The sequence below is a fragment of the Rossellomorea sp. YZS02 genome (genome assembly GCF_033963925.1).
Classification (GTDB): domain Bacteria; phylum Bacillota; class Bacilli; order Bacillales; family Bacillaceae_B; genus Rossellomorea.
Window position 1 is genome coordinate 1 of the sequence record NZ_JAXBLY010000037.1, and the last position, 18,241, is coordinate 18,241.

Below are 18,241 nucleotides of genomic sequence, written 5' to 3' on the forward strand. Positions count from 1 at the left end.
CACGCCGCCAGCGTTCGTCCTGAGCCAGGATCAAACTCTCCGATAAAAGTTTGAATAGCTCTTAAAATAAATCTAGAATTAACGTTGACGTTATTGTCTTGTTTTGTTCAGTTTTCAAGGTTCAATGTTTCGATGAGCTCTCTTGAGCACCTCTTAAATATAACATTTTTCGCTATAAAGCGTCAAGCTTTTTTTGAAATTTGTTTTCCGCCTTGTTTTGGCGACAAGAAATATAATAGCATCTTCTACTATTTAGAGTCAATACTATTTTTTCATCTTTTACTATTTATTTCAGAAAGCATCATTTCTTTTCCAAACTTCTATACATCCAGTTGATGGAGGAATAGTTCTGTAGAGTTTTTCTTTGGGACGACTTCCATGGTATGAGGGAGATATGCGAAGATCAATTCTTCCCAGAAGGAAGAACGAATAAAGGAAATTAAGGTCGTTTATAGAAGTGTATTAAAGAATGAGATTGTGTTGAAGGGAGAATATAGAATGAATAAGCTCATGAATGCCATCCAGGACCAATACCCCGATGATTTCGCTTGGTGCTATGGGTGTGGACGCCTCAACCAAGGTGGCCATCATTTTCGCACAGGGGTAGATGGAGATCACACTGTCACGTTCTACACCCCTAAACCGGAACATACGGCTTTACCGGGTTTTGTGTACGGAGGATTGATTGCGTCTTTAATTGATTGTCACGGCACGGGTTCAGCTGCGATTGCTCTACATCAGAAAAACGGCGGGGAAGTAGGAGACGGACAGGAGCCACCGCGGTTCGTGACGGCATCCCTGAATGTCGATTTCATGAAACCGACTCCTCACGGTGTTGCATTAAAAGCTGTTGGTACAGTTCAAGAAATCCATCCAAAGAAGTTTAAAGTGGAAACGGAGGTCTTTGCAGAAGGGGAATTGTGCGCCCGTGGTGAAGTGACAGCAGTTGTCATGCCAAAAACATTTTTAAGTAAATAGAGAAGAAGGGCAGTCAAGATTCAGGTAAACGCACCTGAATCTTCGACTGCCCTTCTTCTTATTATTCTATGGATCTTTATAAAATCCACATCTGAATAACCGTCAGACCCACTACTCCCGGAATACCCAATATACCTGAAATGGATGAAGTAGCTACATTTATAGGTACGTGAATTCCGTACTGACTGCCAAAGGCGTTCAGGAAGAATAGGAATAGTGCTCCGATCATGACCTTCATGGCAACTTGTCCAACAAACCGAAGCGGCTTGATGGGTGTGCCGGCAGCCAGCAGCAGAACGATCAGGCCACTGATCACCGCAATGACAATTACTGGGTTCATACCCTTCTCTCCTCTCAACTAAGAACATCATTCGTCTCTTACTGATAGGATATGAAGGTTGTCTACCTTTTTATGACGATCTTTCTATGTTTTGCTTCTCTGAAGAGAAAAAAATATTTGGCTTCTGCAATTTTCGAATGACAGTGGATGTTCAAATTATAATCCACGCTCATCTCGTCGATGGAACGCTGTTGATTCCAATGATCCTTGGTTTCGTCTAAAACGTGCAGTAAGGATTGGTCATACTCTTTTTTCAGCTTTCCTTTTTTTCGGAAAAACATAGGTATCCACTCCTTCGTTAAACGTCTCTTCTTCCTTCAAGGGCTTTCGATAAAGTTACTTCATCAGCATACTCGAGATCTCCGCCTACTGGAAGTCCATGGGCAATCCTTGTAATGCGGATTCCTGATGGTTTGACGAGGCGTGAGATATACATGGCTGTCGCTTCCCCTTCGATGTTAGGGTTGGTGGCAAGGATGACTTCCTGGACTTCGTCACTATGGAGACGTTTGATGAGGTCAGGTACATTGATGTCTTCAGGACCGATTCCATCCATCGGGGAGATGGCTCCATGAAGCACATGATATTGACCGTTATATTCTTTCATCTTCTCCATGGCAATGACATCTTTAGGGTCCTGTACCACACAGATGATGCTGCGATCCCGTCGTTGATCCTCACAGATATAGCATGGATCCTGATCGGTTATATGCCCGCAGACGGAACAGAAACTCAAGTTCCGTTTCGCATTGACCAATGCTTTTGCAAAGTCCAATACGGTGTCTTCTTTCATACTAAGAACAAAAAAAGCCAGGCGGGCCGCCGTTTTCGGCCCGATTCCCGGCAATTTCATAAAGCTGTCGATCAGCTTTGATATAGGCTCAGGATAGTGCATGATATTGCCTCCTAGAACATTCCCGGCAGGTTCATTCCTTTAGTGAATTGACCCATAGTGGAGTTCGTTAATTCATCCGCTTTTTTCAGTGCATCGTTTGTTGCTGCAAGGACTAGATCTTGTAACATTTCTACGTCTTCTGGATCTACCGCTTCTTCATTGATTTTTACATCAAGGACTTGTTTATGACCGGAAACAACAACTGTTACCATTCCGCCGCCAGCTGTACCTTCGATTTGCTTTTCACCAAGTTCCTCTTGAGCTTCCGCCATTTTCTTTTGCATCTTTTGCATTTGTTTCATCATATTTTGCATATTACCGTTTCCACGCATCATAGTATTACCTCCAGTATTTTTAATCGTTTAGTTCTATTAGATCCATACCGACAAGCTTTTCAGCTTCCTTCAATAGAGAGTCTTCTCCTTGTTCTTCACCGGATGATTCCCCATCCTCTGTTTTCGAGTTTCGGATAAAATCTTCTCTTATGCTCATCCACTGATCTTCAGGAATTCCTATAGCCGCATAACTGTTTCCTGTAAGCTCCTCCAATATGGAAGCAATCGCTGCTGTGAAAGCTTGATTCTCCATGGCCATCTGACAATGGATATCATATTTAAATTTTAACACAAAAGAACCGTTTGTCGCTGCTACAGGTTCTGCATCGTTCAACAGTGCAGACTGCGATCGCATTTGACGTTGATTCAATGTTTCAACCATGTCACCCCAGCGGCTCTTGATCAGATTGAGATCTTCTTTCGTAGCCGTGCGGAGTACTTCTTGAATCTTACCGGTCGGAGCACGAAACCCTTTCTTCGCCCTGATCGGTTTCTTCGCCGTTTGTTGAGCGGGCTCAGCCTGTACCTTGACACCATTGGCCTTCAACTGCTCGATTTCCTGTTCAAGAAGCTTGATCTTCTTCATCATCTCGTTTACTTCAGGAGAGGAAGCCGACGCTGGCGCTTCCATTTGGCATAGCTTTACAATGGATACTTCCAAGTAAATTCGGGCATGGTTTGTAAACTTCATTTCCTGGCCGGCCTGATTCAATACATCAATGTACTGATATATCTGACCAGGCTGCGTTTGCCCCGCTAATTCTTTAAAGTCATCATCGAGCATGACTCTTTCAAGCGATTCTTCAAGATTTGGTGCCGTCTGGTATAACAACATATCCCTGAAATACAGGATGAAGTCTTCAGCGAATCTTGCCGGGTCCTTCCCTTGAAACAGGAGCTCTTCCAACGCACCGAGACCAGTAGTGACATCCCTCTCAAGGATGGCTTTCGCCAGGGTATTCAAGTAGCCTTGGGAAACGGCACCCGTTACCGTCAGGGCGTCATCCACCGTCACCTGATCCTGACTGAAGGATATTGCTTGGTCGAGAAGACTGAGGGCATCACGCATCCCGCCCTCAGCAGCCCTTGCGATAATCGTCAGGGCGTTTTCTTCATAGTTCACACCCGACTCAGTTGCGATATGACTCATTCTTCCCACTATGTCCATAGCGGTGATACGCTTAAAGTCAAATCGTTGACAGCGGGATATGATCGTCAGGGGAATCTTATGGGGCTCCGTCGTCGCCAGTATGAATATAACGTGTTTAGGAGGTTCCTCCAATGTCTTCAAAAGCGCATTGAATGCCCCGATGGACAGCATATGAACCTCATCGATAATATAGACTTTATATTCAACGACGTTCGGGGAATACTTGACCTTATCCCGGATGTCACGAATCTCCTCAACCCCGTTATTGGAAGCGGCATCGATTTCAATGACGTCAGGGATCGAACCGTCCGTAATTCCTTTACACGCATCACACTCATTACAAGGTTCCGCTACAGGTGAACGTTCACAGTTAACGGCTTTTGCCAGTATCTTCGCTGCACTCGTCTTTCCTGTTCCCCTTGGTCCAGAGAATAAATAGGCATGGGAAATCTTCTGATGAAGGAGGGCATTTTGCAACGTTTTCGTTACATGCTGCTGTCCCACTACATCAATAAATGACTGAGGACGCCACACACGATATAAAGCTTGATATGCCAAAATACTCCCCCCTCTTTTTATGTACTATAGTGTCTCTATTATAACGTAATGTAAATCCCTTTTACAAAGAAAACCGGAGATCATTTTAAGAATCATATAAACAAAAAACTCACCCTGAAATGGATGAGTTGGTTGTATATAAGTTAAACTGCCGTGCACCTTTCGTCGACAAGCATCCATAGGCGTTACTCAAGCAGTTAGCTCGGCCCAGGCAACCCTGCGGCACATGGGAGCTTCCACTTAATGCTGCTTCCTTCCGGACCTGACATGGTTCATGGATTCCCATTGCGCAGGACCCAGGCGTCAACACCACTTACTTGAGGCAGGCCCTACAGAGTGCTAGCCTCGAAAAGGAATTCGGTCTCGCTGGAGCGGATTGCGAGTACAGGGCACCGCTACCTCCCCACCTAGCACGGCAAAATTGATACCATATTTAGTTGCGCCATTAGTGCGACGCAAAATTAAGTATACTAGGATATACGGTAAAAAGCAATGATGGAATGCTGTAAGTTATTTACATTTCCGAAACTCCATTCTTCTTTTCCTTCTTCTTACGTTCCCTCAAGTCTTTGAAGAAACGGGAAAGGATTCCACCGCATTCTTCAGCAAGTACTCCAGGTACTACTTCACACTGATGATTGAACCGTTCATCCTCCAGTAAATTCATTAACGTTCCTGCACAACCTGCTTTCGGGTCTTTAGCCCCGTACACGACTTTCTCGATTCTTGACAGGATGATGGCACCGCTGCACATGGGGCATGGTTCAAGCGTGACATAAAGCTCTGCTCCTTCCAGCCTCCAGGTGCCCAGCTTCTTACACGCCTCTTGAATCGCCAGTGTTTCAGCATGGGTAATCGCATTTTGCGTGGTTTCCCTCAGATTATGGGCACGGGCGATGATCTCACCATCCATGACAATCACCGCTCCGATCGGAACTTCCTGGATTGCCGCTGCTTTTTCTGCTTCAATTAATGCTTCTTTCATAAACTGCTCTTCTCTCATACCATGTACTCCCATAAATTTATTTCTCTATTCTTTATAAAATATCCTCATTCACACCAAACTATAAATGAAAGGGGCTTACATATGATACCTAACAATACCGCTCTTCTGATTATTGATATCATGAATCCATTTGATTTCAAACACGGGGAAACCCTGGCAGAACACACTTCCAAGATTATCGATCCCATTAACTCACTGCGTGAGTATAGCCAAGCCCACCGGCTTCCTACCATCTATATTAACGACCATTATGAGCTTTGGAAAGCAGATTACGAAGAGATTTATAAGAAATGCCATAACGAAGTGAGTGATGGCATCATGACCCCGCTCCAACCTAAGGAAGATGATTATTTTCTTATTAAACCCAAGCATTCCGCCTTTTATGGAACAGCTTTAAACACGCTCCTTCACCATCTTTCTGTAAAGAATCTGATCATTACAGGGATTGCAGGGAATATATGCGTCCTCTTCACAGCCAACGACGCTTATATGAGAGAGTTTAATCTGATGGTACCCATGGACGCCATTGCCTCCGTCAGTGATGAAGATAATCACTACGCATTGACCATGATGAAAAACGTGTTAAAAGCAAAGATTGATCCAACCGCGGGGATTTTATAATTTTTTCAACCCAAATCATATTGTATCCTCCCATTTCATAGGCTGATTATAGTGAATGAAATGGAGGAGGGTCTGTTTTATGCAAATACATGTTGTCCGGCCAAACCAATCGTTATTTGGCATCGCCCAAGCGTATGGATCAACAGTGAAAGATATAGTGGATGCGAATGAACTGCCAAACCCAGATAATTTAGTGATCGGACAGTCACTGGTCATACCGATCATTGGAAGCTTTTATTTTGTCCAACCCGGCGATAGCCTTTGGAGTATCAGTCAGAAGACAGGAGTACCATATCAGGAACTAGCGAGGGTAAACGGAATCTCCCCCAATCAGCCTCTACAGGTAGGGTTTCGTTTATACATTCCCCAGAAACCAAAGGGGAAAGCGGAGTTTAATGGCTATGTAGAACCATATGGGAAGGAAGTATCACCGAACCTTGAAGAAAGCGCCAAGGAGGCGGCACCTTATCTCACGTACCTCGCTCCGTTCAGTTTCCAGGCCAAGCGCGATGGAACACTGAAAGAACCTCCCCTGGGTAACCTCATTCAAACCGGAAAAGACAATAATAATGTCATGATGATGGCCATTACCAATCAGGAGGATGGGACCTTCAGCGATGAACTGGGACGAATTCTGTTAACCGACCAGGCCATCCAGGATAAGTTCCTTGACAACGTCGTCAAAACAGCTAAGAAATATGGATTCAGGGATATCCACTTCGACTTTGAATATTTGCGCCCTCAGGACAAAGAAGCCTACAACCAATTTTTGCGAAAAGCGAAGGCGCGTTTCAATCAGGAAGGATGGCTCCTCTCAACCGCACTTGCCCCAAAGACCAGTGCGGATCAAAAAGGGAAGTGGTATGAAGCACATGATTATAAAGCACACGGTGAGATTGTCGATTTCGTCGTCATCATGACGTACGAGTGGGGTTACAGCGGCGGCCCTGCCATGGCGGTGTCACCTATCGGACCGGTCCGGGAAGTTCTTGAATATGCCGTTTCAGAAATGCCACCTTCCAAGATTCTCATGGGGCAGAACTTATATGGATATGACTGGACCTTGCCTTTTGTACAAGGAAGTACCGCGAAAGCGATCAGTCCTCAACAGGCGATTAAGATTGCCGCTGATAACAATGTCAAAATTGAGTATGATCAAAAAGCACAGGCACCATTCTTTAAATACCGGGATGCAAATACCGGGAAAGATCACGAAGTCTGGTTTGAAGATGCACGCAGCATCCAGGCTAAATTCGATCTTATGAAAGAACTAAAGTTGCGAGGGATGAGCTATTGGAAGCTCGGCCTCTCCTTCCCTCAAAACTGGTTGTTAATTTCCGACAATTTCAATGTCGTGAAAAGATAATTAATAGAAGCTGAAGGATGGGTAAATCTATAAACACCCGCCCTTCAGCTTTTTATTTACGTTTCCATAAAACCTCCTCACATATGGTCGATATAATGAACAGGGGAAATATGCTGAACAAACCATCCATATATTGTGTTACAATAATTCCTGTCGTATTTTTTTATTTTTACATTATTTCCGAGAAAAAGATTGCCGTAATATGAGGAGGACAATTAATGGGGCGCATTCCTTTCATTACCGTTGAAGGCCCGATTGGAATAGGAAAAACCTCTCTAGCAAAAGCGATTTCCGATCATTTTCAATTTCACCTGTTAAAAGAAATCGTAGATGAAAATCCATTCTTAGATAAATTCTATGATGACATTGAAGAGTGGAGCTTTCAAACAGAGATGTTTTTCTTATGCAATCGATATAAACAACTGGAAGATATCGAGAAACACTACTTATCTCAGAACAAATCTGTTGTTGCAGATTATCATATTCTTAAAAACATCATCTTCGCAAAACGTACGTTAAAGGATGAACAGCAATTTAAGAAATACCTCAACATCTATGATATCCTGACGTCTGATATGCCAAGACCCAATGTGGTCATTTACTTGAACGCTAGCCTTGATACCTTACTTAAGCGAATCGAAAAAAGAGGAAGGGATTTCGAAAAGAAAATCAGCCCTCTGTATTTGAAGCAGCTATCACTTGATTACGAGGAATATATGAACACATTCGAGGAAACACACCCGGACATCCCTGTTCTTCGCTTTAATGGCGACCACGTCGATTTCGTTCAAAATAAAGAAGATCTGGAACATATTCTCACTCAATTAGAAACTACACTAAAAAAAGGAGTTCACTATCATGAATCTTCGCACTAAATACGGGATCCCGAACAATGCCGTGATCACCATTGCCGGAACGGTCGGTGTCGGGAAATCCACCATGACGAACGGATTGGCGAACGCTCTCGGCTTCCGCACGTCATTCGAAAAAGTGGATACGAACCCATATCTCGACAAATTCTATCAAGACTTTAAAAGCTGGAGCTTCCACCTTCAAGTCTACTTCCTGGCAGAACGCTTTAAAGAACAAAAGAAAATCTTCGAATATGGCGGTGGTTTCATTCAAGACCGCTCCATTTATGAAGATACTGGCATATTCGCCCGCATGCATTATGAAAAAGGCAATATGAGTGAAATTGATTATGAAACCTACACAAGCCTTTTCGATGCCATGGTGATGACGCCATACTTCCCGCACCCTGACCTGTTGATTTACCTGGAAGGATCCATTGATAATGTCGTGGATCGCATCCGTGAACGCGGTCGCCCGATGGAACAGCAAACACCTGTTGCCTACTGGGAAGAAATGCACGAGCGCTACGAAAACTGGATCAACTCCTTCAACGCATGTCCTGTCCTCAGACTCGACATCAGCGAATACGACCTCGTCAACGACCAAAACTCCATCGAGCCGATCGTTGAAAGAATAGGGTATTTCATTGAACAGACGAGAATGTTGAAAAGCTGAATATATAAAAGAGACTACTTAATCCTATATGGAGAAAGTAGTCTCTTTTATTATTTTTTAAAAAATAGTAGCTGCTGATGAAACTTTAGTAAGAGTATGTTCCGAGAGTTAATTGGAGCGGAAATCACCTACTCGCTTCTTTAAAAGTGATACATCCGTTTATTTCCATTCGAAAAGAGGTATATGTAAAAACAATCAATGAATTAAGGAGATGAAAAAAAGCATGGAAACGAAACAAATTTATTATGTAGATATAAGCAGCGGGGACATCTTACAGGATCCGAATCAAAGCGCAAGTCCAAGCTTTCGTATATCTGCGACTCCTACAGAAGTGAACGAGCTTAAAATGCTCTTTAACGACAACTATGATGATGACATGTCGACCATGAGACGCGCTCAGGTTCCATTCCGTCAATATCATAACTCACCGGAAGACGATCGGTATGATCAGTCAATGAAGGATATCTACTCGAAGATTTATCTGCTCGGGGATGAAGAAGCACGCCGGCATATTGTAAACATCGGAGTATTGGAGCGAACAAGGGAAACCCCACTAAGAGAAGACATCAAGAACCTTAAGTAAAAGGACTTGGGTCCTCCGGCATATCCAGAAAATAAAAAAATTCGTTACATAAAATGTAACGAATTCTATCTCCAATGTTTATGCGCTATGGTTATAAAAAAATCAATGGAGGAGGAAGGGGGATTCGAACCCCCGCGGGCTGTTACACCCCTGTCGGTTTTCAAGACCGATCCCTTCAGCCGGACTTGGGTATTCCTCCGTATCGACAAGAATTATAATATCATGGTGTACAAATAGAGTCAAGCATATTTATAAAAAAAATCAAAAGAAGTCTCACGGATAAGCGTGAGACTTCTTTTGATTGACCTAAGTCCTTTACTTAATGACTTCCACTCCACCCATATACGGACGAAGAGCTTCTGGAACAATGACTGATCCATCTTCCTGCTGGTAGTTTTCCAAGATCGCAGCTACCGTACGTCCAATCGCTAAACCTGATCCATTTAACGTATGCACATGTTCAGGTTTTGCATTCAGCTCTCTTCTGAAGCGGATATTGGCACGTCTCGCCTGGAAGCTTTCGAAATTACTGCAAGAAGAAATCTCGCGGTACGTTCCGTAGCTCGGAATCCATACTTCAATGTCGTATTTCTTGGCTGCAGTGAACCCTAGGTCCGCTGTACACATAGACAACACGCGGTATGGCAGGCCAAGTAATTGAAGGACTTTTTCAGCATGCCCGGTTAACTCCTCTAAAGCATCATAAGAATCTTCTGGCTTCACAAAGCGTACCAGTTCCACTTTATTGAACTGATGCTGACGGATCAAGCCTCGTGTATCGCGTCCTGCAGAACCGGCCTCAGAGCGGAAGTTCGCGCTGTATGCGACATAGCTGACCGGCAGTTCGTCAGCCTTCAGGATTTCATCACGATGATAATTCGTCACAGGGACTTCTGCTGTAGGGACTAAGAAATAGTCTTCACTTTCGATTCTGAACGCATCTTCCTCAAACTTAGGAAGCTGACCAGTTCCAGTCATGCTTGCTCTGTTCACAAGGAATGGAGGAATCATTTCTGTATAGTCATGCTCATCCATGTGAAGGTCCATCATGAAGTTGATGAGGGCCCTTTCCAGTCTTGCTCCAAGTCCTTTATAGAAAACGAAACGGCTTCCAGTCACTTTCCCTGCACGTTCGAAATCAAGGATTCCAAGTCCTGTGGCAACATCCCAGTGGGGCTGTGCTTCGAAATCAAATTCCCTGACTTCTCCCCATTTACGCGCTTCAATATTATCATCTTCAGTTTCACCAACAGGGACAGACTCATGAGGAATGTTTGGAATAGATAGAAGAATGCGTTCCAATTCTTCTTCAATCCCTCTTAGTTCATCATCCAGTTTCTTAACCATGGCCCCGACTTCACGCATTTCCACGATCATGTCCTGAGCATCTTTTTTCTCTTTCTTAAGCTCGGCAATTTGCTGGGACACTTCATTACGCTTGCTCTTCAACTCTTCACTTTCCACAAGCAGCTCTCTTCTTCTTTTATCAAGCTCTTCAAACTTGCCGAAATCCTCCAAGTTCTCACCACGGTGCTGAAGGCGCGCTTTTACATCTTCCAGATTGTTACGTAAATATCGAATGTCTAACATGAGATTCTCTCCTTTTTTATAAAAAAATAAAAAACCCCCATCCCTGGTAAAAGGGACGGAGGTTTCCGCGTTGCCACCCTAATTGAAGACGCAGAGCATCTTCCTCTTAAGAGATGGTAACGGAATCACCGAAAATACCTACTTCATTCAGTACTTCACTCAAGGATGGATTCGTAAAGCTCTTGCATCGATTCTCACCGGCCATCGACTCTCTTGGGCAAGCCTTCTTTACTACTATTTCCTATCAACGATTTAACTTTTTATTGGTTAGTTCATAATCTACTACAATGTTTTCCATTTTGCAATAGAATTATGCGATTGTTTTTTCCATGCTTTCTTTCACCATCTCGACGAAGAATGCAGTCAGGCGATGATCATCCGTCAATTCAGGATGGAATGAACAACCGAGGAACTGTCCGTGACGTGCAAGCACGATGCGTCCGTCATGTTTCGCCAGGATTTCAACATCTTCTCCCGCTTCCACGATATGCGGTGCACGGATGAAGACGGCATTAAATCCTTCCCCTACATGGGCGATGGAAAGATCCGCTTCAAAGCTCTCTTTCTGACGTCCGAAGGAATTACGCTCCACTGTCACGTCCATTACTCCCAAATGAGGCTCATCGTATCCGACGATATGCTTCGCCAGGAGAATCAAGCCCGCGCATGTTCCAAAGATCGGCTTACCATCTGCAGCGAATTGTCTTAACGGCTCCATAAAGCCATACCGATCAATCAGCCTTCTCATCGTCGTACTTTCCCCACCGGGCATGATCAGTCCTTGAATCTCCTCCAGTTGCTCCACACGCTTAATGACAATCGCGTTGGCACCTGAGGCTTCAATTGAACGCACATGCTCTCTGACGGCACCTTGAAGTCCTAATACACCGATGTTCAACATAGAATCACACCTTACCATCCACGATCTTGCATGCGGTTTTCAGGTAAAATAGAAGCAATTTCTACACCCTTCATTGCTACACCAAGCTCTTTTGAAAGCTCTGCGATCAACTTGTAATCTTGATAATGAGTAGTCGCTTCTACAATCGCTCTCGCGAATTTCTCAGGATTTTCTGATTTGAAGATACCAGAACCTACGAATACTCCGTCTGCACCGAGTTCCATCATAAGGGCAGCATCAGCTGGTGTGGCAATTCCGCCTGCAGCAAAGTTTACAACAGGTAAACGACCGTTTTCTTTAATTTCTAATAATAATTCGTATGGAGCTCCCAATAGTTTAGCTTCTGTCATGATTTCATCTTCGTTCATGCTTACAAGCTTGCGAACCTGAGCATTCACCTTACGCATATGACGAACCGCTTCAACGATGTTACCCGTTCCAGGCTCACCCTTTGTACGAAGCATAGATGCTCCTTCACCGATACGGCGGGCAGCTTCACCTAAATCACGGCAACCACATACGAATGGCACAGTGAAATCTCTTTTATTCAAATGGTACTCTTCATCAGCAGGTGTTAATACTTCACTTTCATCAAGATAGTCAACACCCATTGACTCAAGGACTCTTGCCTCTACAATATGACCAATACGAGCCTTTGCCATTACAGGAATTGACACAGCGCCCATTACTTCTTCAATAATACGAGGATCTGCCATTCTTGCTACTCCACCTGCAGCACGGATGTCTGCTGGAACTCGTTCTAAAGCCATTACCGCCACTGCACCTGCAGCTTCAGCAATCTTCGCCTGCTCTGCATTGACAACATCCATGATGACGCCGCCTTTTTGCATCTCAGCCATACCTCTTTTTACACGATCTGTACCAGTCTTCATATCTATATCCCCCTTATATTTATCCCTTGCCTTCCCCACAACTTCCCAAAAAAGGAAGAAAACGTGACTAAAACAATCGGAATGATTATGTAACCCTACTGCTAAATAAACAATAAAAATGGGCTTATGTCAAGACGAAAAGCGGAGGGGCTTTGCTCAGAGGCGACAAGCATAAGACGAACATGCCGGAAAGGCGCCTTTTGCCTTTTTGGCATGTTTGGCTTATGACCTCGAGCCTCTAAGCCCCAGAGCTAGACATGACGAAAAGCGGAGAGGCTTGGTCTGTGGAAACAAGCATTTCATGGAAATGCCTATGTGCCTCTTTGTATAGTTCCCTACAAGCATACGTTTATAAAAAAACACCAAGACCTGTTCTTAAGTCTTGGTGTTTCATAATATTAGAACCAGCCTTTAACCGTAGAAGTAATGGAATTCCAGATATCTCCGAAGAAACCACCCACGGCTCTCATGGATAGGACAAACCAGTTGGCTTTCTCGACGCTATCCACTGTAACGACAGATGCTTTTGAAGCATTTGTTCCCTTATCTGTAAGGTATCCTAAATCCTTTTTGCCTTTTGCTTCTAACATGACATACCCGACTTTTTCTCCTTCTTTTACAGGAGCCGTCAGTTCGCCATCTTTATTTAATTTCTTTTTGTCCAATACAAATTTAGGCTTGTATTGATCTGCTTCCCCGTTCTTGATGACCATGCTTAATGGAGAATCGGTCTTGATTTGAACTTCTTTTTCTTTTCCTTTTTCAACAGAAAGTGTCTTTTGACCTTTTACTTTGTAATCGGCGGGCAGAACTTCTTCTATGCTATAGTTATTAAAAGCATAATCCAACATCTTTCTTGTTTCACTAAAACGGGCATCATAAGAGTTCTCACCAGGTGGTACATCCACATTCATTACTACAGTAATAAATCTAAGACCATCTCTTTCAGCTGTACCAGTAAAGTTGGCTCCTGCAAAATCAGTTGTTCCTGTTTTTAATCCGTCCATACCCTCATACTCACGTAATAACCCTTTTAACATCCAATTCCAGTTATCCATATGCGTCTCGTCTACAGTACCTTCTGCAAATACTTTCTTTGGGATGCTAGACGTTTCTAAAACTTCAGGATGATCATGTAATAAACGATATGCAAGAGTGGCTACATCATTAGCAGACATGACATTTTCCTCGTCTTGACCCCCTACCACCTGGTCTACATATGGTTGTAGGTCGCGATTGTTAAGACCCGTTGAATTGACAAATTTATATTCTTTCAAACCTAATTCTTTAGCTTTTTCATTCATCATCTTAACAAAATTAGCTTCTGAGCCGGCAATCGTCTCAGCTATCGCCATAGTAGCGGCATTCGCTGAATATATCGCCATTGCTTCATATAATTCTTTAATCGTATAAGAGTCTTCTTCTCGAAGACTTACATTACTTAAACCAGTATTATGGGACATCTCAGAAAGATTGCCTGGAACCGTATATTTTTGGTCCCATTTTACTTTGCCATCTTCTACAGCTTCAAGTAATAGGTATTCACTCATCATCTTCGTCATACTAGCAATACCTTGAGCTGTATCAGAATTCTTCTCATACAAGATCTTACCCGTACTTGCCTCTACTAAAATCGCAGCTTTTGCGTTTACGTCCAAGTCACCTTGAGCATTTGCAGGCTTCTGCACCATACTCATAGCCATCATAAAAACCATCATACAAACAAAAGATTTTTGAATCCAACTTCTTTTCACTGTTAGCCCTCCAAGATTTTATGTACACCTTCGTTATTTTATCATAGTTCCAAAGGTAAGAATAGACAGAGAATATGACTAGTTTTGACATGGGTCAAGGGACTTGCGGCCTCTGAACAATCGCGTTCCCTTCCCTCTCAAACAACATAAAAAAAGCTGACCAGGAAGTTCTGGTCAGCTTTTGGAATTATTTTCTTATAATGAATAATTTGGTGCTTCTTTCGTAATTTGAACATCATGGGGATGACTTTCACGAAGACCGGCACCCGTCATTTTAATGAACTGTGCCTTTTCCCTTAAGTCATATAAGTCTTTCGTTCCACAGTATCCCATGCCTGAACGCAATCCTCCAACCAGCTGATACAATGTATCGGCCAATGGTCCTTTATAAGGAATACGCCCTTCGATGCCTTCTGGAACGAATTTCTTCGCTTCTTCCTGGAAATAGCGGTCCTTCGATCCTTTTTCCATAGAGCTGACAGATCCCATTCCTCGATAAACTTTAAAGCGGCGTCCTTGGAAAATCTCCGTTTCGCCAGGGCTTTCAGAGGTCCCGGCCAATAAGCTTCCCAGCATGACAGCATGTCCGCCGGCTGCCAATGCTTTCACGATATCTCCGGAATACTTGATGCCACCATCGGCGATGATGCTCTTGCCGTGCTTTCTTGCTTCCGTAGCGCAATCATAGACAGCGGTAATTTGTGGTACCCCTACACCAGCAACAACGCGGGTCGTACAGATGGAACCAGGTCCGATTCCAACTTTCACCACATCAGCACCAGCTTCAATTAATTCTCTTGTCGCTTCAGCCGTTGCCACATTACCTGCTACGATATTTAATGTTGGATAAGCTTCGCGTATTTCACGAACAATAGAAATGACGCCTGCAGAATGTCCGTGAGCTGTGTCGATTACGATGACATCTACATTTGCTTTTACTAAATGTTCAACACGGGTTAAAGTATCTTTCGAAATACCTACAGCTGCACCTACTAATAAACGCCCTTGAGCATCTTTAGCTGAGTTCGGGAACTCGATGACTTTCTCAATATCCTTGATCGTAATCAATCCTTTAAGTGTTCCTTCTTGATCGATCAAAGGCAGCTTTTCAATCTTATATTGCTGAAGAATTTTTTCCGCTTCTTCTAGGGTAGTGCCGACAGGAGCTGTTACAAGATTCTCCTTTGTCATGACATCCGAGATTTGGATAGAATAATCCTGGATGAAACGGAGGTCACGATTCGTTAAAATCCCGACAAGCTTCTGTTCTTGCTCGTTGTTCACAATCGGAACACCGGAAATTCTATATTTGCCCATCAAATGCTCTGCAGAAAACACTTGGTGATCCGGAGTTAAAAAGAAAGGATCAGAGATAACTCCACTTTCGGAACGTTTTACTTTATCGACCTGTTCAGCTTGCTGTTCAATACTCATGTTCTTGTGGATGATACCCAGTCCACCTGTTCGAGCCATTGCAATCGCCATTTCAGCCTCGGTTACCGTATCCATCCCTGCACTGATGACAGGCACATTCAACTTGATTGAATCCGTTAACTCAACAGAGATATTGACATCCTTTGGCAATACCTCTGATTTGGCTGGTAATAATAAGACATCGTCAAACGTTAAACCTTCTTTTGCAAATTTAGAATCCCACATGTTTTCGGCCTCCCTAGTCCCAAAATATTATTAGTAGGTTATCAATTGGTTAAAATACTGTCAAGAAGAATAGGATTAATTTAATTATTCCGAATAGTTAGAAGGTGATTTCATGAAAGAATTGTTCCAGCACTGGGACTTCATCCACTATTTTCAGTCAGCAGAATACTCCCAGAAGTTTCTAAAAAAATGCTATGAACAAATCGGATCATCAGAAGCCGAGTTGAAGAGTTATGACAATTGTTATCCGTTCATGTACTACCTTGAACAGGGAGAACTATATTACAAACAAGCCATGATATCCCCATTATCACTTAAGCCGATTTTGCTCTTTTATGGATATATTCATTTTATTAAAGCAATCGTTCTTACAGAAGATCCGGCATATCCAGAAACGACTACAGTACTTGCCCATGGAATCACTTCAAGAAAAAGAAAGAAACAGCACTATAGATTTCTTCAGGATGAAGTAAAGGTCCAAAAGAATGGTCTCTTTACGCACTTTTCAGACCTCGTGTTCCATGTGAAACACATCGTTGGAGAAAAGTATAAAATGGAAGATCTGCTCGTACAAATACCTGAACTTGAAGAAGCATTTCTCATTCTGCTCAAAAAGAAAACCATGTTCTGGTTCAACAACCAGCATGAATTGACCATCGATGAAACAGTTCTTTCACATTTTCACATGTCGGAGGATTTATTTAAACAATACTTGAGTGAAAAAGTAACGGGGAATCTAAGCTGGGGTGCACCTTCAACGTTACAGGCTTCTTCCCCTGAGGAATGCCTTCCATTCAGATGGCACCTGAACAGAAACCGCCTGGCACTGCCTGGAATCCGTAATGATGCTACGACCATTCCTGAAGTACTCATCCACTACGCCATCCTTTACAATCTGAGCATGATCGCAAGGTACGAAACAGAATGGTGGGTAGAGCTTTTAAAGAACCGAACAAATGAAGATTATCCGATAATCACTACTTTTATCAACGTGACAACAGAAAAATCACCATTTCTTTTACTTAAAATACTCAAAGATAAGTTATAGGGTCGAGAGGAAAGACAGCTGCCTCTCCCCCCTACCTTCTATTCAGCCAGAAGCTTTTTAATATCATCCTCGATCTTCCGCGGGTTGGTCTGTGGTGAATATCGATCAAATACCTCTCCATTCTTTCCAACCAGAAACTTTGTAAAGTTCCACTTGATGCTGGACATGAGTACACCCTTTTTCTCTTGGGTTAAAAAAGAGAAAAGTGGATGAGCCTCCTTCCCCTTCACATCGACCTTGGCAAACATAGGAAAAGATACACCGTAGTTTATCTGACAAAATTCCATGATGTCATCTTGATTATCAAATTCCTGATTCATAAATTGATCACATGGAAATCCAAGAACAACAAGCCCTTGTTCTTTATACTCCTCATAAAGGCCCTGCAGCTCTTCAAATTGGGGTGTAAAGCCGCACTTACTGGCTGTGTTCACAATCAGCATTACCTTCCCCTGGTACTCTTCTAAAGAGGTTACAGACCCATTGGCTCTTTTCACAGTAAAATCATAAATCGTCGTCATGTTCTTCTCTCCTTGTTTTATACACTTACTTAAATAATACGTTAGGAGGTTAGTAGATAGCAATTTTGAGCTTTGGGTTAGTAGGGGTGCGTGGGGATGGTGCTTTTAGGGGTGGGGAGATGCGTGGTTGCGTGGTCGGAGGTCTGATATCAGATTCCATGAATTCTTTGGTCTTATAGAATCAGGTATTGATAGAAATACAGATATATAAAATATCCATGAAAAATCTACATCATAAGGTGAAAAGCCCTATAAAAAGTGCAGACAATACTTTAAACAGTGTGTAATTGCGTTGCGTCATTTTCGATGGGGATTGCGTCATTATTAAATTATTTGCGTCATTTTCACGCTAATTGCGTCATATTTCGTTTATTGCGTATTTTGCCAAATAATAACTTTCCAAGACTCACCGCACATTCATTTTAACAATCAAACCAAAAAAGAGTAACTCCCAATGAGCTACTCTTTCATCTATTTGCCTGGCGACGTCCTACTCTCACAGGGGGAGATCCCCCA

The 18,241-nt window shown here is 43.0% G+C and carries 19 protein-coding genes, 1 tRNA gene, 1 other RNA gene and 1 other annotated feature; of the genes, 7 read left to right on the forward strand and 14 right to left on the reverse strand.

Annotation, left to right across the window (positions count from 1 at the left end):
- The first annotated feature begins 498 nt into the window (after window positions 1-498).
- Complete coding sequence (locus tag SLH55_RS22620; protein WP_320324520.1) at window positions 499-978, forward strand: PaaI family thioesterase; 480 nt, start codon at window positions 499-501, stop codon at window positions 976-978.
- 76 nt (window positions 979-1,054) lie between these two features.
- On the opposite strand, the gene SLH55_RS22625 is transcribed toward SLH55_RS22620, so the two are convergent.
- The 7 genes from SLH55_RS22625 to tadA form a co-directional block, all read right to left on the reverse strand.
- Window positions 1,055-1,318, reverse strand: a complete 264-nt coding sequence (locus SLH55_RS22625; RefSeq protein WP_206858361.1) for a pro-sigmaK processing inhibitor BofA family protein — start codon at window positions 1,316-1,318, stop codon at window positions 1,055-1,057.
- 62 nt (window positions 1,319-1,380) lie between these two features.
- Complete coding sequence (locus SLH55_RS22630) at window positions 1,381-1,599, reverse strand: YaaL family protein (protein WP_044340677.1); 219 nt, start codon at window positions 1,597-1,599, stop codon at window positions 1,381-1,383.
- A 17-nt stretch (window positions 1,600-1,616) separates the two neighbouring features.
- Complete coding sequence (recR, locus tag SLH55_RS22635; protein WP_320324521.1) at window positions 1,617-2,213, reverse strand: recombination mediator RecR; 597 nt, start codon at window positions 2,211-2,213, stop codon at window positions 1,617-1,619.
- An 11-nt stretch (window positions 2,214-2,224) separates the two neighbouring features.
- Window positions 2,225-2,548 carry a YbaB/EbfC family nucleoid-associated protein gene (locus SLH55_RS22640; protein ID WP_219165801.1) on the reverse strand — a complete coding sequence of 108 codons (324 nt, stop codon included), beginning with the start codon at window positions 2,546-2,548 and terminating at the stop codon, window positions 2,225-2,227.
- A gap of 19 nt (window positions 2,549-2,567) precedes the next feature.
- On the reverse strand, window positions 2,568-4,256 hold the full coding sequence (gene dnaX, locus SLH55_RS22645) for a DNA polymerase III subunit gamma/tau (RefSeq protein WP_219165800.1): 1,689 nt from the start codon (window positions 4,254-4,256) through the stop codon (window positions 2,568-2,570).
- A 151-nt stretch (window positions 4,257-4,407) separates the two neighbouring features.
- Window positions 4,408-4,672, reverse strand: an RNA gene (gene ffs, locus SLH55_RS22650) — signal recognition particle sRNA large type.
- 98 nt (window positions 4,673-4,770) lie between these two features.
- Complete coding sequence (gene tadA / locus SLH55_RS22655) at window positions 4,771-5,259, reverse strand: tRNA adenosine(34) deaminase TadA (protein WP_219165799.1); 489 nt, start codon at window positions 5,257-5,259, stop codon at window positions 4,771-4,773.
- Window positions 5,260-5,343: 84 nt separating this feature from the next.
- Between tadA and SLH55_RS22660 the strand changes: the two genes are divergently transcribed.
- The 5 genes from SLH55_RS22660 (at window position 5,344) to SLH55_RS22680 (ending at window position 9,359) form a co-directional block, all read left to right on the forward strand.
- Entirely contained in the window at window positions 5,344-5,883 is a 540-nt protein-coding gene (locus SLH55_RS22660; protein WP_219165798.1) for an isochorismatase family cysteine hydrolase, read from the forward strand.
- A 79-nt stretch (window positions 5,884-5,962) separates the two neighbouring features.
- Entirely contained in the window at window positions 5,963-7,249 is a 1,287-nt protein-coding gene (locus SLH55_RS22665) for a glycoside hydrolase family 18 protein (protein WP_320324522.1), read from the forward strand.
- Window positions 7,250-7,467: 218 nt separating this feature from the next.
- Window positions 7,468-8,124, forward strand: coding sequence for a deoxynucleoside kinase (locus tag SLH55_RS22670; protein WP_219165796.1), 657 nt, complete (start codon window positions 7,468-7,470; stop codon window positions 8,122-8,124).
- On the forward strand, window positions 8,108-8,776 hold the full coding sequence (locus SLH55_RS22675) for a deoxynucleoside kinase (RefSeq protein WP_044340684.1): 669 nt from the start codon (window positions 8,108-8,110) through the stop codon (window positions 8,774-8,776). Before SLH55_RS22670 ends, SLH55_RS22675 begins: the two co-directional genes overlap by 17 nt.
- Window positions 8,777-8,999: 223 nt before the next feature.
- Window positions 9,000-9,359 (forward strand): hydrolase, encoded by a 360-nt coding sequence (locus SLH55_RS22680; protein WP_219166366.1) that lies wholly within the window; start codon window positions 9,000-9,002, stop codon window positions 9,357-9,359.
- A 106-nt stretch (window positions 9,360-9,465) separates the two neighbouring features.
- Here the strand turns inward: SLH55_RS22680 and SLH55_RS22685 are convergent.
- From SLH55_RS22685 to guaB, 6 genes are all read right to left on the reverse strand, one after another.
- Window positions 9,466-9,558, reverse strand: a tRNA-Ser gene (locus SLH55_RS22685).
- Between the two features lie 116 nt (window positions 9,559-9,674).
- Complete coding sequence (gene serS / locus SLH55_RS22690; RefSeq protein ID WP_320324523.1) at window positions 9,675-10,949, reverse strand: serine--tRNA ligase; 1,275 nt, start codon at window positions 10,947-10,949, stop codon at window positions 9,675-9,677.
- 48 nt (window positions 10,950-10,997) lie between these two features.
- Window positions 10,998-11,206: a binding site (T-box leader), on the reverse strand.
- Between the two features lie 53 nt (window positions 11,207-11,259).
- A complete protein-coding gene (gene pdxT / locus SLH55_RS22695) occupies window positions 11,260-11,850 on the reverse strand; it encodes a pyridoxal 5'-phosphate synthase glutaminase subunit PdxT (RefSeq protein ID WP_320324524.1) in 591 nt (196 codons plus the stop codon).
- A gap of 11 nt (window positions 11,851-11,861) precedes the next feature.
- Window positions 11,862-12,743, reverse strand: coding sequence for a pyridoxal 5'-phosphate synthase lyase subunit PdxS (gene pdxS / locus SLH55_RS22700; protein WP_219166369.1), 882 nt, complete (start codon window positions 12,741-12,743; stop codon window positions 11,862-11,864).
- Window positions 12,744-13,141: 398 nt separating this feature from the next.
- Window positions 13,142-14,461, reverse strand: a complete 1,320-nt coding sequence (locus SLH55_RS22705; RefSeq protein WP_219166373.1) for a D-alanyl-D-alanine carboxypeptidase family protein — start codon at window positions 14,459-14,461, stop codon at window positions 13,142-13,144.
- Between the two features lie 231 nt (window positions 14,462-14,692).
- Complete coding sequence (guaB, locus tag SLH55_RS22710) at window positions 14,693-16,156, reverse strand: IMP dehydrogenase (protein ID WP_320324525.1); 1,464 nt, start codon at window positions 16,154-16,156, stop codon at window positions 14,693-14,695.
- A gap of 112 nt (window positions 16,157-16,268) precedes the next feature.
- On the opposite strand from guaB, the gene SLH55_RS22715 reads away from it, so the two are divergent.
- Window positions 16,269-17,204, forward strand: coding sequence for a YaaC family protein (locus SLH55_RS22715; RefSeq protein WP_320324526.1), 936 nt, complete (start codon window positions 16,269-16,271; stop codon window positions 17,202-17,204).
- A 38-nt stretch (window positions 17,205-17,242) separates the two neighbouring features.
- Here SLH55_RS22715 and SLH55_RS22720 read toward each other — a convergent pair whose 3' ends face one another.
- Entirely contained in the window at window positions 17,243-17,725 is a 483-nt protein-coding gene (locus SLH55_RS22720) for a glutathione peroxidase (RefSeq protein WP_320324527.1), read from the reverse strand.
- Window positions 17,726-18,241: the final 516 nt, after the last annotated feature.

What these genes read in the sequence shown, in the direction of transcription:
- SLH55_RS22620 (WP_320324520.1), top strand. Translation starts at nt 499, where the DNA reads ATGAATAAGCTCATGAATGCCATCCAGGACCAATACCCCGATGATTTC.
- SLH55_RS22625 (WP_206858361.1), bottom strand. Translation starts at nt 1,318, where the DNA reads ATGAACCCAGTAATTGTCATTGCGGTGATCAGTGGCCTGATCGTTCTG.
- SLH55_RS22630 (WP_044340677.1), bottom strand. Translation starts at nt 1,599, where the DNA reads ATGTTTTTCCGAAAAAAAGGAAAGCTGAAAAAAGAGTATGACCAATCC.
- recR (WP_320324521.1), bottom strand. Translation starts at nt 2,213, where the DNA reads ATGCACTATCCTGAGCCTATATCAAAGCTGATCGACAGCTTTATGAAA.
- SLH55_RS22640 (WP_219165801.1), bottom strand. Translation starts at nt 2,548, where the DNA reads ATGATGCGTGGAAACGGTAATATGCAAAATATGATGAAACAAATGCAA.
- tadA (WP_219165799.1), bottom strand. Translation starts at nt 5,259, where the DNA reads ATGAGAGAAGAGCAGTTTATGAAAGAAGCATTAATTGAAGCAGAAAAA.
- SLH55_RS22660 (WP_219165798.1), top strand. Translation starts at nt 5,344, where the DNA reads ATGATACCTAACAATACCGCTCTTCTGATTATTGATATCATGAATCCA.
- SLH55_RS22665 (WP_320324522.1), top strand. Translation starts at nt 5,963, where the DNA reads ATGCAAATACATGTTGTCCGGCCAAACCAATCGTTATTTGGCATCGCC.
- SLH55_RS22670 (WP_219165796.1), top strand. Translation starts at nt 7,468, where the DNA reads ATGGGGCGCATTCCTTTCATTACCGTTGAAGGCCCGATTGGAATAGGA.
- SLH55_RS22675 (WP_044340684.1), top strand. Translation starts at nt 8,108, where the DNA reads ATGAATCTTCGCACTAAATACGGGATCCCGAACAATGCCGTGATCACC.
- SLH55_RS22680 (WP_219166366.1), top strand. Translation starts at nt 9,000, where the DNA reads ATGGAAACGAAACAAATTTATTATGTAGATATAAGCAGCGGGGACATC.
- serS (WP_320324523.1), bottom strand. Translation starts at nt 10,949, where the DNA reads ATGTTAGACATTCGATATTTACGTAACAATCTGGAAGATGTAAAAGCG.
- pdxT (WP_320324524.1), bottom strand. Translation starts at nt 11,850, where the DNA reads ATGTTGAACATCGGTGTATTAGGACTTCAAGGTGCCGTCAGAGAGCAT.
- pdxS (WP_219166369.1), bottom strand. Translation starts at nt 12,743, where the DNA reads ATGAAGACTGGTACAGATCGTGTAAAAAGAGGTATGGCTGAGATGCAA.
- SLH55_RS22705 (WP_219166373.1), bottom strand. Translation starts at nt 14,461, where the DNA reads ATGATGGTTTTTATGATGGCTATGAGTATGGTGCAGAAGCCTGCAAAT.
- guaB (WP_320324525.1), bottom strand. Translation starts at nt 16,156, where the DNA reads ATGTGGGATTCTAAATTTGCAAAAGAAGGTTTAACGTTTGACGATGTC.
- SLH55_RS22715 (WP_320324526.1), top strand. Translation starts at nt 16,269, where the DNA reads ATGAAAGAATTGTTCCAGCACTGGGACTTCATCCACTATTTTCAGTCA.
- SLH55_RS22720 (WP_320324527.1), bottom strand. Translation starts at nt 17,725, where the DNA reads ATGACGACGATTTATGATTTTACTGTGAAAAGAGCCAATGGGTCTGTA.